The following is a 16860-nucleotide window of genomic DNA, read 5'->3' on the forward strand; positions in this document are numbered from 1 at the left end:
CCTTCGGCGTCCGGAGAGGTCAGCGCGCGTTGAAGTACGAGGCTTCGGGGTGGTGGATGACGATCGCGTCGGTGGACTGCTCGGGGTGGAGCTGGAACTCCTCCGAGAGGTGGACACCGATGCGCTCCGGCCGGAGCAGGTCGGCGATCTTCGCGCGGTCCTCCAGGTCGGGGCAGGCCGGGTAGCCGAGGGAATAGCGGCAGCCCTGGTACTCGGTGCGGAACATGCCGTCCATGGACGCCGGGTCGGATCCGGTGATGCCCAGTTCGCCGCGGACCCGGGCGTGCCAGTACTCGGCGAGGGCCTCGGCGAGCTGCACGGAGAGCCCGTGCAGCTCCATGTACTCGCGGTAGGCGTCGGCGGCGAACAGCCGGGCCGTCTCCTCGCCGATGCGGCTGCCGACGGTGACGACCTGGAGGCCGACGACGTCGGTCTCGCCGGATTCCTCGGGCCGGAAGAAGTCGGCGAGGCACAGGCGGCGGCCGCGGCCCTGGCGCGGGAAGGTGAAACGGGTCCGTTCGGATCCGTTCTCGTCGAGGATGATCAGGTCGTCGCCCTTGGACACGCAGGGGAAGTAGCCGTGCACGACGGCCGCTTCGAGCAGCCCGTCGGTGTGCAGCCGGTCCAGCCAGCCGCGCAGCCGGGGCCGGCCGTCCGTCTCGATGGTCTCGGCGTCCTTGAGGCCCCACTGGCCCTTGAACAGGGCGGTCTCGTCCAGCCAGGAGGCGTAGTCCTTGAGCGGGACGCCCTTGATGACGCGCGTGCCCCAGAACGGCGGCGTGGGCACGGCGTTGTCGACGGCCACGTCCGAACGCCCGCCGGGCTCGGGCTCCGCCACCAGGAAGGGAGTGTCCCGCTTGGGCACGCGGCGCTGTTTGAGGGGCGGCAGTTCGACGCCGGGGACGCCGCGTTTGACGCCCATGAGGGCGTCCATCAGGCGCAGGCCTTCGAAGGCGTCGCGGGCGTAGCGGACTTCGCCCTCGTAGATCTCGTGGAGGTCCTGTTCGACGTAGGCGCGGGTCAGCGCGGCGCCGCCGAGGATCACCGGGTAGTCGGCGGCCAGCTTGCGCTGGTTCAGCTCCTGAAGGTTCTCCTTCATGATGACCGTCGACTTCACCAGGAGCCCGGACATCCCGATCACGTCGGCCTTGTGCTCGGCCGCGGCCTCCAGGATCGCCGAGACCGGCTGCTTGATGCCGATGTTGACGACGTTGTAGCCGTTGTTGGTCAGGATGATGTCGACGAGGTTCTTGCCGATGTCGTGGACGTCACCGCGGACGGTGGCCAGCACGATCGTGCCCTTGCCGTCGGCATCGGTCTTCTCCATGTGCGGTTCGAGATGGGCAACGGCCGTCTTCATGACCTCCGCGGACTGGAGCACGAAGGGCAGCTGCATCTGGCCGGAGCCGAAGAGCTCGCCGACGACCTTCATCCCCTCCAGGAGGGTGTCGTTGACGATGTCCAGGGCGGGACGGGTCCGCAGGGCCTCGTCGAGGTCGGCCTCCAGGCCGTTCTTCTCGCCGTCGATGATGCGCCGCTGCAGACGCTCGTCCAGCGGCAGCGCGAGGAGCTCCTCCGCCCGCCCGTCCTTCAACGACTTCATGTTGACGCCCTCGAAGAGGGCCATCAGCTTCTGCAGGGGGTCGTAGCCCTCGCCCCGCCGGTCGTAGATGAGATCCAGGGCGACCGTGACCTGCTCCTCCTCGAACCGGGCGATCGGCAGGATCTTCGACGCGTGGACGATCGCCGAGTCCAGGCCGGCCTTGACGCACTCGTCCAGGAACACCGAGTTCAGCAGGACGCGCGCGGCCGGGTTGAGGCCGAAGGAGATGTTCGACAGACCGAGGGTGGTCTGGACGTCCGGGTGGCGGCGCTTGAGCTCGCGGATCGCTGCGATCGTCGCGATGCCGTCGCCCCGCGACTCCTCCTGGCCCGTGCAGATCGTGAAGGTCAGCGTGTCGATGAGGACGTCCGACTCACGGATCCCCCAGTTGGAGGTCAGGTCCGTGATCAGGCGCTCGGCGATGGCGACCTTGTGCTCGGCGGTACGGGCCTGGCCGTCCTCGTCGATGGTCAGCGCGATCAGCGCCGCGCCGTGCTCCTGCGCCAGCCGGGTGACCTTCGCGAACCGGGACTCGGGACCGTCACCGTCCTCGTAGTTGACGGAGTTGATGACCGCGCGGCCGCCCAGCTTCTCCAGGCCCGCCCGGATGACGGGAACCTCCGTCGAGTCCAGCACGATCGGCAGCGTCGAAGCCGTCGCGAACCGCCCGGCCAGCTCCTCCATGTCCGCGACGCCGTCACGGCCCACGTAGTCGACGCACAGGTCGAGCATGTGCGCACCCTCACGGATCTGGTCCCGCGCCATCTCCACGCAGTCGTCCCAACGGGCCTCCAGCATCGCCTCACGGAACTTCTTCGACCCGTTCGCGTTCGTCCGCTCCCCGATCGCCATGTACGAGGTGTCCTGCCGGAACGGCACCGTCTGGTACAGCGAAGCCGCACCCGGCTCCGGCTGCGGCTTCCGCCCGGTGACGGCCGCACCCCGCACCCGCTCCACCACCTGCCGCAAGTGCTCCGGCGTCGTACCACAGCAGCCGCCCACCAGCGACAGCCCGTACTCACGGACGAAGGTCTCCTGCGCGTCGGCGAGCTCGGCCGCCGACAGGGGGTAATGCGCCCCCTCACTCGTGAGCACGGGCAGCCCGGCGTTCGGCATGCAGGAGAGCGGGATGCGGGCGTTGCGCGCCAGATAGCGCAGGTGCTCGCTCATCTCGGCCGGACCGGTCGCGCAGTTCAGGCCGATCATGTCGATGCCCAGCGGCTCCAGCGCCGTCAGCGCCGCACCGATCTCCGAACCCAGCAGCATCGTGCCGGTCGTCTCCACGGTCACCGAACAGATCAGCGGGACGGTGACACCGAGCGCCTCCATGGCGCGGCGGGCACCGATCACCGAGGACTTGGTCTGCAGGAGGTCCTGGGTGGTTTCCACGAGCAGCGCGTCGGCGCCGCCGGAGAGCAGGCCCTCGGCGTTGATCTGGTAGGCGTCGCGGATCTTCGCGTAGGTGATGTGGCCGAGGGTGGGCAGCTTGGTGCCCGGGCCCATCGAGCCGAGGACCCAGCGCTGCTGCCCCGTGGAGGCGGTGAACTCGTCGGCGACCTCACGGGCGATGCGGGCACCGGACTCCGACAGCTCGTGCACCCGCTCCGCGATGTCGTACTCGGCGAGCGCCGCGAAGTTCGCGCCGAAGGTGTTGGTCTCGACGCAGTCCACGCCCACCGAGAAGTACGCCTCGTGCACGGTGCGCACGATGTCGGGGCGGGTGACGTTGAGGACCTCGTTGCAGCCCTCCAGCTGCTGGAAGTCCTCCATCGTGGGGTCCTGCGCCTGGAGCATCGTCCCCATGGCTCCGTCGGCGACGACCACCCGGGTGGCCAGCGCCTCGCGCAACTCGTCGGCCCGGTTCACGACGCACCTCCCAGGGACCCCAGCACGCCGTCCAGCCGCTGCTCCGCCGCGGGCCCGTACACCGCCCGGACCGTGCCGAGCAGTCCGGCGGGCTCGACCTCGTACGCCTGCGAGCCGACGGCCCGCAGCACCAGTGCCGCCATCGCGCAGCCGAGCTGGCCGGCGGCCTCCAGCGGCAGCCCCTTGCTCACCGCGGCGAGGAAGCCGGAGCGGAAGGCGTCTCCGACGCCCGTCGGGTCCTCGGCGGGCACGTCCGGTACGGCTCGCACCGTGAGGACGGGAACGCCTTCGCTGTCGATGCGCACGCCCTTCGAGCCGAGGGTGGTCACCCAGGTGCCGACCCGGGCGAGCACGTCCTCGACGCTCCACTCGGCCCGCTCGCGCAGCAGCGCGGACTCGTACTCGTTCGTGAAGAGCCAGCGGGCCCCGTCGATCAGGCCCCGCACCTCGTCCCGGGAGAGGCGGGCCAGCTGCTGGGAGGGGTCGGCCGCGAAGGGGATGCCGAGCCGGCGGCAGTCCTCGGTGTGACGGACCATCGCGGCCGGGTCGTTGGGCGAGACGAGGACCAGGTCCAGGGGGCCGCCGCGAGCGATGACCTCGCGCAGGTCGATCTCGGCGGCCTCCGCCATCGCGCCCGCGTAGAAGGAGGCGATCTGGTTGGAGTCCTGGTCGGTCATGCACATGAAGCGGGCGGTCTGGTGCCCGGCGGAGACGCGCACTCCGCCGGTGTCCACGCCGTGCTCCTTCAGCCACACCTCGTACTCGCCGAAGTCGGGGCCGACGGCGCCGACGAGTACCGGGTCCAGCCCCAGTACGCCGAGCCCGTAGGCGATGTTGGCCGCCACCCCGCCCCGCCGGATCTCCAGGGAATCGACCAGGAAGGACAGGGAGACGTGCTCCAGCTGGTCGGGGAGCAGCTGGTCGACGAACCGGCCCGGAAAGGCCATGAGGTGATCCGTGGCGATGGATCCTGTCACCGCTATACGCACGTTCTCTCCTGAAGGCAGGTGGGGGCCGGACTCTCGCCGGGGCGGGGCGCGGGCGGGGCGGGGCGCTGTCAGCGGGCGGCGGCGGCCTTGAGCGCCTCGGCCCGGTCGGTGCGCTCCCAGGTGAAGTCGGGCAGCTCGCGGCCGAAGTGGCCGTAGGCGGCGGTCTGGGCGTAGATCGGGCGCAGCAGGTCCAGGTCGCGGATGATCGCGGCCGGGCGCAGGTCGAAGACCTCGCCGATGGCGTCCTCGATCCGGTCGGTGGCGACCGTCTCCGTGCCGAAGGTCTCGACGAAGAGACCGACGGGCTCGGCCTTGCCGATCGCGTACGCGACCTGGACCTCGCAGCGCGAGGCGAGCCCGGCGGCGACGACGTTCTTCGCGACCCAGCGCATCGCGTACGCGGCGGAGCGGTCGACCTTGGACGGGTCCTTGCCCGAGAAGGCGCCGCCGCCGTGGCGGGCCATGCCGCCGTACGTGTCGATGATGATCTTGCGGCCGGTCAGGCCGGCGTCGCCCATCGGGCCGCCGATCTCGAAGCGGCCGGTCGGGTTGACCAGCAGCCGGTAGCCCTCGGTCTCCAGCTTGATGCCGTCCTGCGCCAGCTGGGCCAGCACGTGGTCGACCACGTGCTCCTGGATGTCGGGGGTCAGCAGCCCCACCAGGTCGATGTCGGAGGCGTGCTGCGAGGACACGACCACGGTGTCCAGGCGCACGGCCCTGTCGCCGTCGTACTCGATGGTGACCTGCGTCTTGCCGTCCGGGCGCAGGTACGGGAGCGTGCCGTTCTTGCGGACCTCCGAGAGCCGGCGCGAGAGCCGGTGCGCGAGGTGGATCGGCAGCGGCATCAGTTCCGGGGTCTCGTCGCAGGCGTAGCCGAACATCAGGCCCTGGTCGCCGGCGCCCTGCTTGTCGAGCTCGTCGCCGTCCTCACCTGCGGCGGCGCCCTCGACCCGCTGCTCGTACGCGGTGTCCACCCCCTGCGCGATGTCCGGGGACTGCGCGCCGATCGAGACGGACACACCGCAGGAGGCGCCGTCGAAGCCCTTGGCCGAGGAGTCGTAGCCGATCTCCAGGATCCTGTCGCGGACGAGCTGCGCGATCGGCGCGTACGCCTTCGTCGTCACCTCTCCCGCGATGTGCACCAGACCCGTGGTGATGAGGGTCTCCACGGCCACGCGCGAGGCCGGGTCCTCGGTGAGGAGCGCGTCGAGGATCGTGTCGCTGATCTGGTCGGCGATCTTGTCGGGGTGGCCCTCGGTCACGGATTCCGAGGTGAACAGACGGCGGGACATGTCACTCCTGATGGGTTGGGACAGAGAGCACGGAGGAGACGGAAGGGACGTGGACGTCATACGGTGCCCAGCCGCGGGCGGCGCGCCGCGGCCGTCAGCGCCCGGGCCAGCGACCGCAGCAGGCCGGTCCCGCCGTCCGCGGCGCCGGCGACGGCGACCAGCGGCGGTTGCCAGCCGTGCGCGGCGATCCGCTCGGCGGCCCGCCAGGCGGCGTCGCCCGCACCGGAGGCCCCGCCGAGCCACACCGGCTCCCCGCGGGCGAGCGCGGGGCGCAGGGCCTGCAGGTACAGGGCCGGGTCGTCCCCGGCGGGCAGGGTGACCAGGGCCTGCGGACCGTCGTAGAACTCGGGGAGGCCGTCGTAACACCCGGGCGGCGAGCCCGGCGCCGGCAGCAGGCAGATCGTGCCCGCCCCGGGACGGGCGGCCGCGCGCAGGACGCGCGCCGCGGCTGCCGGGCGGGGCCGCACCCGCGGTACGGGGATGCCGTCGAGCAGTTCCAGGGCCCCGGACACGTCCAGGGCGCCCCGGCCGTCGGGCAGGGTGCGCAGCAGCAGGGCCGCCTGGGAGAGCAGGCCGGCCGCGTCGGCGTCCTGGAACCTGGCCCGGTCGTGGACCGAGGTCAGGACCAGTCCGCCCGAGGTGTCGTGGTGGGCGAAGAGGGTGAACGGCAGGGCGGTGTGCGCCGCGAGCACCTCCGGCGGGTCCAGCTGTACGCCCGCTTCGGCGAGTTCGTCCACGACGGCGTCGCGCCCCGGTCCCGTACCGGAGGAGCCCCAGCCGGTGTGGGCGGCGGCGGCCTGCGGTTCGAAGACGACGAGGGACTCGAAGGGCGCGGCCGCCGTGCCGCGGCGGCCGGTCCAGTCCTCGATCTGCCCGGCGGACACCCACTCGTAGGCCGCGCGGTCCAGCGCGTAGCCGCTGAGCGTGTCCAGCAGCAGGGCCACCGGCATGTGGGCCCGTACGGCCACGTCCAGCGGAAGGGAGTTGCCCAGCGCGCCGGAGAGCAGCTCGGCGCCGGCGAGGGTGATGCCGCGGCCCGAGACGGCCACCGAGAACGCGACGGCCACCGGGTCGGGGCGCCGCGCGCGAGCGGCGGCCCGGTACAGCAGCAGCGCCCACACCGCGTGCAGGGCGGTCGACTCGGTCGCCCCCTGCGCGGCTGCCCAGGCCCGCAGCCGCGCCGCCTCCAGCGGGGTGAGACGCGCGCGGTTGCGCCCGTGGCCGGGACCTTCCTGTGCCTCGCCCGCCCGGGTGCCTTGATCGTCGGACCGCACGGCGGGCAGGGTGACGGCGTCCGGCGGCGGGGCGGCCCGCCACCAGAACTCCCGTGCGGCCGAGGTGTCCTGGCGGGCCAGCCAGTGCGCGTGGTCGCGGACGTCGGGGCGGCGCTCGCCGCCCAGCGGCCTGCCGTCGGCGAGGTAGGCGCGCAGGAAGGCCCGCAGCAGGCCGCGCACGCTGCGCTCGTCGAGGAAGGCGCGGTGGTAGGTGAACAGGATGCGGGTGGGCCCGGACGGGCTCCCCGACCCGGGCGGCGCGTCCTCGTCCAGCAGCACGATGCGCAGCTGGCCTGGGTCGCGCAGGTCGAACTCGCGCAGCCGCTCGCGCAGGACGAGGGAGTGCCAGTCGGCGCCGCCGGCGCCGTGGTGCTCGATCCGCGGATCCACCCGCGGGTGGACGACCATCGACGGCGGTGCTCCCGCGGAGTCGGCCAGCGCGGTGCGCAGGGCCGCGTCACCGTCGTACAGCGTCCGCCATGCGGCGGTGAAGCGGGGCAGGTCCAGCGGCCCGTACCAGCGGGCCAGGAGCTGCTCGACGTGGAGTCCGGCGCCGGGGCGCACGAGCGTGTCGAGCAGCAGGTCCCGCTGGAGCGGGGACGCGGGTACGGCCGGCGGGCGCGGGCCGCGGCCGCAGTCGGCGGCCCGGGGGCGGCTGGCCGGGCCGGTGGAGCGGGTCCGGGGGCGCGGACGCGGGCGCGCGGGCGCCGCGCTGAGCAGGTCGGACAGCAGCCCGACGGGGTACGGGTGGGGCGCCACCGTCAGGGTGTGGTGGGTGTCCGAGTGCCGTTCCAGGGTGGGCTCGCAGGCCGGGAGGAGTGCGAGGGCCGCCTCCAGGTGTGCCGCCTCCAGCGGCCCGTGCAGCTCCAGCGAGGGCGGCGGGCCGGGCACGAGGACGACCGCCATGGCCGCGCTCATCGGAATCCTCCCTCCTTTTTCTTCTGCGTGTCTGACGTCGCTGTCTGGTGTCCGGTGTCCGGTGTCACGAGCCGTCCGGTGAGGTCAGCGGGCCCCCAGTTCCTCCTCCACGGCACCCATGAACCCTTCGTCGAGCATCGTTTCGACCGCGGTGTCCCGCGCGGAGTCCAGCCCGGTGTCATGACAGGCCGTGCTGAGCAGGTACCGCCTGAGCACCCGGTGCGTGGCGAACGACCACGCGCCGCCCCCGGCCGGGCTGCCGTCGGGCCCCAGGAGTCCGCCGTCGGCCAGGCCGAAGCCGAATTCCGTGAACCCCAGCCTCAGCCCTTGTCCCAGGGCCTTGGTGTAGGCCTCCTTGAGGGTCCACAGCCGGAGCATCTCGGCGACCTGCCGCTCCGGGGGCATCCGGTCCAGTTCGGCGGCCTCGGCGGGGATGCACACCCGGTCCCGCAGCAGCTCGAAGGACATCCGCCGGCCGGCCGGCTCCACGTCCACGCCGATCCGTCCGGTCCTGCTGACACCGACGGCGATGAGGTCCTCGGTGTGGCTGAGGCTGACGTCGATCTGGCTCATGCCGCGGATGTACGGGCGTCCGCCGATCCGGTACGACAGGTCCAGCGCGGCCGGATCGGTCCGCAGCGCCGCCGCCGCGGTGTACTTGACGACCATGCGCGAGGTGACGAAGCGGTAGCGGACCGCGGCGTCCGGGGTGCGCCGGTAACGCTGCCAGTCGCGGCCCAGCAGCGGTCGCAGCGAGGTGTCGGCGAGCGCCGCGGTCAGCCACTCCCCCCACGTCGCGTACACGACGACGCTGCCGCGACGTTCCAGTGCCGCGGAGACCGCTTCCCAGGGCCCGTCGGGGCCGGTGACGTGGATGGGCAGCGCGCCCGCGCGGTTCATCGGGTGAGCTCCGTACCTTCGAGGTCGCAGCTGCGGCCGGTGCGGTGCCGGCGGATCAGCTCGTCGAGCACCTGCGCCAGGCAGCCCTCGGGCAGGTCGGGCACGGCGATGCCGAGACGGCTGCCGATGCGCGTCAGCGCGAGTACGGCCCAGGCGGGGTCGGCGAGGAAGGCGTCCGTGCCGTCCTGCGCCTCCCAGACGCCGAGGACCGAGGCGGCCGCCAGGATCAGCGCGTACCGGTCGGTGAGCACGGCCACCCCGGGGCCGGCCAGCGCGGCCCGTTCGGCGGGCAGCGCCACGCAGTCCGCGCGCAGAGCCCGCAGTTCGTTCACGAAGCCGTCGGCGAGGTCACTGAGCGCGGCCATCTGCCCGCCGACCCGGCGGATCGTGGCGAGCCGGTCGGCCGCGCCCACCAGTGAGGCGGTGAGGAAGTCGTCGCCCCCGGCTATGCCCAGCAGCCGGTAGTCCAGGTCGGGCAGGCGCGCCCCGCCGCGGAACAGGCCGGGCGGTGGCTCGGGCACGCTGAACCAGGAACGGGAGGCCAGCGAGCGCAGCTGCGGGACGATGACGGCCTGGCAGGCGGCCGTTCCGGCGTGCCCGAGGCCGGCCACCGGCAGGTCGCGGACCAGCTTGTCGAGGGCGCCGTACTGCGCGTCACCGTGCGCGTAGCCGTGGCCGCCGAGCACTCCGGCGAGCTCCTCCAGGTTCTCGCGGAGCATGTCCGGTACGACGTACTTGACGGCCGCGGCCAGCACGTTGACGTGCTCGGGCAGCAGGCTCAGCGCGCGCAGCGACACGGTCGCCATGCTGTCGGCGGCCAGCAGGTCGGCGAAGACCCCGGCGAGCGGCTTGTGCCAGCGCCGGGCGACCGGAGCGGTGCGGCCCGCGGTGACGGCCCGTACGGCGGAGTGCAGGACGGTGTCCGCCGCGGCGACGGCGACGGCCGGGATCAGGCACCGGTTGACCTGGAAGGTGCGCAGGGCCAGGGCGACGCCCTCGCCCTCGCGTCCGACCAGGGTGTGCCGGGGCAGCAGGCAGTCGCTGAACTCCAGCCCGGAGAAGAGGCCGCCGCGCATGCCGGGCGTGGTGACGCGGGGCAGGTGGGCGAGGTGTCCGCGGGCGCGGGCGGCGGCGAGTACGTCGGCGTCGAGCAGGAAGACCGAGTGGCTGCGCGGGCCGCGGGCGGGCGCGGTCCGGGCGTAGACCGCGTACGCGCCGGACCGGGCGGCGTTCATGATGACGTCCTTGCGGCCGCTGAGCCGGTAGCCGCCGGGATCGGGATCGGCGGTGAACTCGTCGCGCAGGATGCCGTTCGCGTGGGCGATCTCGTGGTGGACGATCGAGGCCCGGCCTCCGGCGAGCAGCGGCGCGGCGGCCGTGGCCCGCTGCTCCGGGTCGCCCGCGGCCCAGACGGCGGCGGTGGCGAACAGCGAGGTGATCCCGTAACCGAAGCCGAGGGCGACGTCGCGGCGGAAGACGGGGCGCAGCACCTGCGCGAGCAGGTCGGCGCGGGTCAGCCGGCCGCCCGAGCCGACGGGCACGAACTCGGCTCCGAGCCCGGCCGCGGCGAGGAGTTCCTCGGTGGCGGCGGGCGGTTCGCGCCGGGCGTCGGCAGCGGCGAGGGCGGCGATGCCGTGCGGATTGGCGGGGTCGTGCGGGTCCCCGAGGAGGCTTTCCAGGCGGGCGGCGCGGGCGGCGGCATCGGCCGCGTGGGATGCATGGGGCGCAGGGGGCGCGGCCGTGGGTAGCCGGGGTTCCAGGGAGATCGTCATCGTGGTGCTCAACTCCCCGTTTCAGAGGGTACGGACGGCGGATTCCGCGTGCTGGGCGGCGCGGCCGAGGGTGGCGACGCTGTTGCGGCCGAGCGCCTCGCGTACGTATGCACGGGCCTGGGCGATGTCGGCGTCCGGGCCCAGCACCTCGGCGATCGCCTCCTCGCGCAGCAGGACGCTGTGCCGCGAGACGGCGGTGACGCCGGTCTCGTCGGGGAACAGCGACCATTCGCCGGTGTGCGCGGCGAGCAGGCGCGGTGTCGCCGTCTGCTTGTAGACGATCCGGTAGGCGTGCGGGAAGCAGATCCGGACGGACTCCGTGGTGTGCCGCGAGCCGTCGCCCGTGAGGGTGTCCACGCTCAGCAGCTGGATGCCGGGCACGTCCTCGGTCAGATTGACGCGGCTGACGTGCGGGAGGTGGGCGGGCCAGTCGTCGACTCCGTAGAGGAAGGAGTAGACGAGCTCCGGCGGCGCCTTGACCGTGACGCGGTCCTCGAAGGTGAGGAGGAGGTCGTCCAGGCTCGCCCAGTTCTCGGCGGTCTCCTTGATCCGGTCGAGTTCGGCCCTGCTGTTGGTGTCGGTGGCGCGCGCCAGCCAGGCCGCGTCGTCGGGCCGGTCCTCGGCCACGGTGAAGTCGTGGTCGAGCGTGAGCCGGGACCGCGTGGCGCCGAGCTCGTCCACGCTCCAGCGCCCGCCCATGGCCAGCGCCGGGGCCGCCGGGGTCTCCTGCCGGAAGTCGACGCGGCGGGCCACCGGGTCCATGGCGCGGCGGGAGAACCAGGACTTCACCTGGCCGTTGGCGGTGACCCACATCTGGAACCGGTCCTCGGTCCCGTCGAAGTCGAGCCGCTCCACGTGCACGCTGGGCGGCACGATCAGCGGCCACTGGGTGGTGTCGGCGATCAGCCCGTACACCACGCCCGCGGGTGCGGTCACGTCCACCGTGTACGTCTTGTGGAGCACTCGCTCACCTGACATCGGCCCGCCTCTCTCGCCCTGGACTCACGAATGTGCCCGAGGCCGCCGGAAGCGGGGTGGAAGGCCGCTTGAGAGCCGGTCAGGGACGGTCGGGACCATGTCCTCCCCGCACACGAACGGGGCGGCGTACGTCGACGGGGTGTCGGTGTACGCCGCCCTCGGGTGGCACGAGTTGCGGGAAGCGCCCGCGTGGTCATGGCGGTTATTTCGGGTCGTGGTTGAACTTCGAGGTCGACCAGCGGTAGCCGAGCACGGCCAGGCCGATGGACCAGGCGACCGCGAGCCACCCGTTGTGGCCGATCTCGGTGCCGAGCAGCAGCCCGCGCAGGGTCTCGATGACGGGCGTGAACGGCTGGTATTCGGCGATCGGCTGGAACCAGCCCGGCATCCCCTCGATCGGGGTGAACGCGCTGGAGATGAGCGGCAGGAGGATCAGCGGCATGGCGCTGTTGCTGGCCGCCTCCGCGTTCGGGCTGGCCATGCCCATCCCGACCGCGATCCAGGTGAGAGCCAGGGCGAAGAGGGCGAGCAGCCCGAACGCCGCCAGCCACTCCAGGGCCGTGGCGTCCTTGGACCGGAAGCCGATGGCCACGCCGACGGCGCCGACGAGGACCACGCTGGCGAGCGACTGCAGGACGCTGCCGACGACGTGCCCGATGAGCACGGAGCCGCGGTGGATCGCCATCGTACGGAAGCGGGCGATGATGCCCTCGGACATGTCGGTGGAGACGGACACCGCGGCTCCGATGACGGTGCTGCCGATGGTCATCAGCAGGATGCCCGGAACGACGTAGGCGATGTACCCGGCGCGGCCGGCGGCGCCTCCGCCGATGCCCGCGCTCATGGTGTCGCCGAAGATGTAGACGAAGAGCAGCAGCAGCATCACCGGGGTGAGCAGCAGGTTCAGGGTGAGCGACGGGTAGCGCCGGGCGTGCAGGAGGTTGCGGCGCAGCATCGTGGACGAGTCGCGCACGGCGAGGGAGAAGGAACTCATCGGACAGCCTCCTTGGGCTGGTTGTTCTGGCCGGGCACGGTGGAGCCGGTCAGGGCGAAGAAGACGTCGTCGAGGTCGGGGGTGTGCACGGTCAGCTCGTCGGCCTCGATGCCGGCCGAGTCCAGCAGGTTGAGGATGGAGCGCAGTTCGCGCTGGCTGCCGTCGCTGGGGAGCTGCAGGGCGAGTGATTCGTCGTCCCGGGAGGCCTCGCGCAGTGCGGACGCGGCGCGCCGGTAGGCGGCCGGGTCGGTGAAGCGGAGCCGGACGTGCCCGCCGGGGACGAGCCGCTTCAGCTCTTCGGCGGTGCCCTCGGCGGCGATCCTGCCGTCGTGGAGCACGGCGATGCGGTCGGCGAGCTCGTCGGCCTCCTCCAGGTACTGGGTGGTGAGGAAGACGGTGACCCCGCCCGTGACGAGCTCGCGGATGATCTGCCACATGTTGTGCCGGGACCGCGGGTCGAGGCCGGTGGTCGGCTCGTCGAGGAAGATGATCCGCGGGCTGCCGACCAGCGTCATGGCGATGTCCAGGCGGCGCTTCATGCCGCCGGAGTAGGTGGAGGCGGGCTTCTTCGCGGCCTCCGTGAGGTCGAACCGCTCCAGCAGCTCGGCGGTGACCCGCCGCCCCTCGCTCCTGGACAGGTGGTGCAGGTCCGCCATCAGCAGCATGTTCTCCTCGCCGGTGATCAGACCGTCCACGGCGGAGAACTGCCCGGTGACACCGATCCCGGCACGCACGGCCTGCGGGTCGGTGGCGACGTCGTGGCCGCCGACGTGGATCCGGCCACCGGCGGGGTCGGGGGAGATGAGGGTGGAGAGGATCTTCACGGCGGTGGTCTTGCCGGCGCCGTTGGGGCCGAGCAGGGAGAAGATCGTTCCTTCGGGGACGGCCAGGTCGACGCCGTCGAGGACGGTCTTGTCGCCGTAGGACTTGCGCAGCCCGTTCGCCGCGATGGCCAAGTTGGTCATGAGGGGTGCTCCTTCTACAGGCTGCGGGCGGTTTCAGAGGCTGCGGGCGGTGATGTCGCCGTAGGCGGTGGTCGCGTGGATGTTCAGGCCGGCGGCGCCGCCGTCGGTGTTGTTCAGTGCGTTGTGGATGCGGCCGTAGGAGGTGCCGGCGTCCAGGGACGCGGAGACTCCGCGGGCCGCGCCGACCGAGATCTCGCCCGCCTCGGTGCGCAGTTCGACCGTGCCGCGCACGGCCTCGGTGATGCGCAGGTCGCCCTTCTGGGTGCTGATCTGCGCCGGGCCGCCCAGGCGGCCGACCGTGATGTCACCGGCCTGGAGGGTGAGGCGGGCGCTGTCGGTCTCGTCGAGCTTGACGGTGGCCTGCGCGGCCTCGAAGGTGACGTCGCCGAGCCGGCCGACGCCCCGCAGTTCCGCGCTGGCCGCCTTCGCCTCGACGCGGGAGCCGGCCGGCAGCTGGACCGTCACCTCGACGGAACCGGAGTTGCCCAGGATCCGGTTCTTCGCCGCCGGGGCCGCGATCCGCAGGACGCCGTCGGCGTATCCGACCTCGATCTGCTCCGCCGCCGTCACGTCACGGCCCTTGGAGGCGTCCGCGGGCAGGACCTCGACCGTGGTGTCGGCCCGGTCCGCGGCGATGAACCGGATGCGCCCCGCGGGAATGTCCAGGACGGCGGCGACCGGGGCGGCGGTGTCGAACTTCAGCATGGCGTTTTCCTTTGACTCGCTGTTTCCGATGAGGGAAAAGCTACGTTGCGTTCAAAGACTGGGCAACATACTCGTTGCACAGAAATGCCATTACCGCAGGTGAAAGCCAGGAAATCGTTGCAACGGTCTAACGCCTAACGCAACAAACCCCACCCCATTCGTTGCAATGAATTGAAGGTGAACGCTATACTGGAGACACCAAGGACCACGAAGGAGACCGCGATGCCGGGAGGCAGACTCACCCAGCAGGAACGTCAGCAGATCGCGCTGGGACTGGCCGACGGCCTCGCCTACGCGGAGATCGCCAGACGCCTCGACCGCCCCACCTCGACCATCACGCGCGAGGTGATGCGCAACGGCGGCCCCACCGTCTACCGCGCCGACCTCGCCCACCGCGCCACCGAACGCCGCGCCCACCGCCGGCAGGCCGTATCCCGGGAGTCGGAGGCGGCCCCGCAGGCCCACGGGCGCGACGCCGAGGCCGTGCGCGAGTACGAGGAGGTGTTCACCACCGTCGTCACACAAACGGGCGCGCCCAAGATGATGTCCCGGGTGCTGGCCTGCCTCTTCACCACCGACTCGGGCAGCCTCACCGCGTCCGAACTCGTCCAGCGCCTCCAGGTCAGCCCGGCGTCCGTCTCCAAAGCGATCACGTTCCTGGAGAGCCAGGGCCTCATCCGCCGGGAACGCGACGAACGCCGCCGCGAGCGCTACGTCGTCGACGCCGACGTCTGGTACCAGTCGATGCTGGCCAGCGCCCGCGGCATCGCCCAACTCGTCGACACCGCACGGCAGGGCGTCGACGTCCTCGGCCCCGGTACCCCGGCCGCCACCCGCCTCGAGAACGTCGCCCGCTTCCTCGACTTCGTCGCCGAGAGCACCATCCGCGCCGCGGACCAGGCGCGCGACATCCTCCACACGAAACCCGGAACGACCACGGACAGCGCTGCCACGCCAGACCCGGACCGCTGACAGACAGACGGACAGACAGCCGCCCGCCTAAGCGGCCGAGGCCGCTTAGACCTTCGCGGCAGCGGGGCGGACGGTGAACAGGTCGGTCCGGACCCCGAGCGGATCGGTGCCGTGGGCGACCCTGCGGGCGATCCGGGCGCCGACCGGGGTGCGGCCGACGGCCGCGGCCGCCCAGGTGCGCGCGAAGTCCGCGAGCGGGCCGCCGCCCGCGCCGAACACCGCGCCGGTCTGGACCCGCTGCATCCGGTGCACCGCCTGCGCGACGGGCGAGCGCCGCCGCTGGTAGGGGGCGAGCCGCTCCCGGGAGACCTGGCCCGCGTTCAGCGCGTCGACCAGGACGGGATGCAGGGCGGCGGCGTCCTGAAGGGCCAGGTTGACGCCCTGGGCGCCGACGGGCCCGTGCGTGTGCGCGGCGTCCCCGAGCAGGACGAGGCCGTCGCGGGCCCAGTCCTCGGCGTGCGAGGCGAACACGTCGAGCAGGGTCAGCTGGGCCGGCGAGGACAGCTGTTCGTGCAGCAGATCGGCGAACTGCGGGAGCGTCCGGGTCAGTTCCCGGCGTACGTCGGTCATGCCCCGCGCGACGACGTCCCGCCAGCTGCCGTGCGGCAGGGTCCAGCCCACCCGCAGCCGGTCGGGATGGGACTCGTGGACGAGCACGACGCTGCCGCCGGCCCGGTGCACCCTGACCCTGCCCGTCGTGCGCCCGGGCGCGTGCAGCGAGAACCACACCGTGTCCTGGGCGAAGGCCTCCGAGCGCCCGGCGGCGATACCGGCGAGCGCGCGGGTCTTGGAGTACCGCCCGTCTGCGCCGACGACCACGCGGGCGCGGACCTCGGTGGGAGCGTGGTCGGGTCCGCGCGTGACCACTCCGGTGACCGGGGCGCCGGGGCGCTTCTCGACGAGCGACGCGAGCCGGTGGCCCTCCAGGTACGTGAACCCGGGCAGCGCACGGCAGGCATCGAGGAGTTCGCCGAGCAGGAAGGGCTGCGGCAGGGCCAGCAGGTGGTCGTACGGGGCGGGCAGGCGCCGGTAGTCGATGTCGAGCAGCAGCCGCCGCTCGCCCTGGACGACCTGGAACCCGTCCAGGACGCGCGAGCCGCGGCGCCGGGCCGGTGCCAGCACCCCGAGGTCGTCGAGGACGCGCTGCCCTCCGGGCTGCAGGATCTCGCCGTGGAAGTCCCGGCGGAAGGCGGTGGCCCGCTCGACCAGCGTGGTGCGCACCCCCGAGCGCAGCAGCATGAGGGTCAGGGCGAGGCCCGCCGGGCCCGCGCCGACGACGCACACGTCGCTCTCCCGTACCTCCGTTCCGCGCATGGCCCGCACGTCCATGTCAGACCGCGGCCCGGGAGGCGGACAGCGCCCGGTTGACCATGTCGAGGTAGCGGCGCGGGGTGTAGGCCTCGTCGAGCTCCTCCTCGTCGAGCATGACCGCGTAATCGCGCTCGACCCGGCCGGTGATCTCCAGCAGGGCCAGCGAGTCGTAGCCGAGGTCCCCGAAATCGCAGTCCAGGATGTCGCCGTCGAGGTCGGTCCCCTCGGCCTGGCCCGCGCACTCGCGCACCAGCCTGACCAGGTCCGCCAGTTCGATCTGCTCCTGTCCCATGGACGTCTCTCCTCTGTGTCGGTGGTGGT

Annotated in this window: 13 protein-coding genes; 1 reads left to right on the forward strand and 12 read right to left on the reverse strand. The window is 72.4% G+C overall.

Going from position 1 to position 16860, the window contains the following annotated elements:
• Positions 1-19: 19 nt before the first annotated feature.
• From metH to OG429_RS41005, 10 genes are all read right to left on the reverse strand, one after another.
• Complete coding sequence (metH, locus tag OG429_RS40960) at positions 20-3469, reverse strand: methionine synthase (protein WP_328930717.1); 3450 nt, start codon at positions 3467-3469, stop codon at positions 20-22.
• Positions 3466-4458 (reverse strand): carbohydrate kinase family protein, encoded by a 993-nt coding sequence (locus OG429_RS40965; protein ID WP_328930718.1) that lies wholly within the window; start codon positions 4456-4458, stop codon positions 3466-3468. Before OG429_RS40965 ends, metH begins: the two co-directional genes overlap by 4 nt.
• Before the next feature lie 68 nt (positions 4459-4526).
• Positions 4527-5750, reverse strand: a complete 1224-nt coding sequence (gene metK, locus OG429_RS40970) for a methionine adenosyltransferase (protein ID WP_328930719.1) — start codon at positions 5748-5750, stop codon at positions 4527-4529.
• Between the two features lie 56 nt (positions 5751-5806).
• Positions 5807-7942 carry a condensation domain-containing protein gene (locus OG429_RS40975; protein WP_328930720.1) on the reverse strand — a complete coding sequence of 712 codons (2136 nt, stop codon included), beginning with the start codon at positions 7940-7942 and terminating at the stop codon, positions 5807-5809.
• A gap of 84 nt (positions 7943-8026) precedes the next feature.
• The gene (locus OG429_RS40980) at positions 8027-8842 is read right to left on the reverse strand and encodes a 4'-phosphopantetheinyl transferase family protein (RefSeq protein WP_328930721.1); all 816 of its coding nucleotides are present in this window, start codon (positions 8840-8842) and stop codon (positions 8027-8029) included.
• Complete coding sequence (locus OG429_RS40985; protein WP_328930722.1) at positions 8839-10626, reverse strand: acyl-CoA dehydrogenase; 1788 nt, start codon at positions 10624-10626, stop codon at positions 8839-8841. Before OG429_RS40985 ends, OG429_RS40980 begins: the two co-directional genes overlap by 4 nt.
• A gap of 9 nt (positions 10627-10635) precedes the next feature.
• Positions 10636-11592: an aromatase/cyclase gene (locus OG429_RS40990; RefSeq protein WP_328930723.1), complete on the reverse strand. Its 957-nt coding sequence runs from the start codon at positions 11590-11592 to the stop codon at positions 10636-10638.
• Positions 11593-11794: 202 nt separating this feature from the next.
• Positions 11795-12586 (reverse strand): ABC transporter permease, encoded by a 792-nt coding sequence (locus OG429_RS40995; protein ID WP_328930724.1) that lies wholly within the window; start codon positions 12584-12586, stop codon positions 11795-11797.
• Complete coding sequence (locus tag OG429_RS41000; RefSeq protein ID WP_328930725.1) at positions 12583-13551, reverse strand: ATP-binding cassette domain-containing protein; 969 nt, start codon at positions 13549-13551, stop codon at positions 12583-12585. The genes OG429_RS40995 and OG429_RS41000 overlap by 4 nt, the downstream gene beginning before the upstream one ends.
• A 33-nt stretch (positions 13552-13584) precedes the next feature.
• The gene (locus OG429_RS41005; RefSeq protein WP_328930726.1) at positions 13585-14256 is read right to left on the reverse strand and encodes a DUF4097 family beta strand repeat-containing protein; all 672 of its coding nucleotides are present in this window, start codon (positions 14254-14256) and stop codon (positions 13585-13587) included.
• 222 nt (positions 14257-14478) lie between these two features.
• Here OG429_RS41005 and OG429_RS41010 point away from each other — a divergent pair, with 222 nt between their 5' ends.
• Entirely contained in the window at positions 14479-15228 is a 750-nt protein-coding gene (locus OG429_RS41010) for a GbsR/MarR family transcriptional regulator (RefSeq protein WP_328930727.1), read from the forward strand.
• Positions 15229-15273: 45 nt separating this feature from the next.
• On the opposite strand, the gene OG429_RS41015 is transcribed toward OG429_RS41010, so the two are convergent.
• Both OG429_RS41015 and OG429_RS41020 read right to left on the reverse strand, forming a co-directional pair.
• Entirely contained in the window at positions 15274-16542 is a 1269-nt protein-coding gene (locus tag OG429_RS41015) for an FAD-dependent monooxygenase (protein ID WP_328930728.1), read from the reverse strand.
• Between the two features lie 16 nt (positions 16543-16558).
• Complete coding sequence (locus OG429_RS41020; protein ID WP_328930729.1) at positions 16559-16831, reverse strand: acyl carrier protein; 273 nt, start codon at positions 16829-16831, stop codon at positions 16559-16561.
• Between the last annotated feature and the right edge of the window lie 29 nt (positions 16832-16860).

It is taken from the genome of Streptomyces sp. NBC_00190 (assembly GCF_036203305.1).
GTDB lineage: Bacteria > Actinomycetota > Actinomycetes > Streptomycetales > Streptomycetaceae > Streptomyces.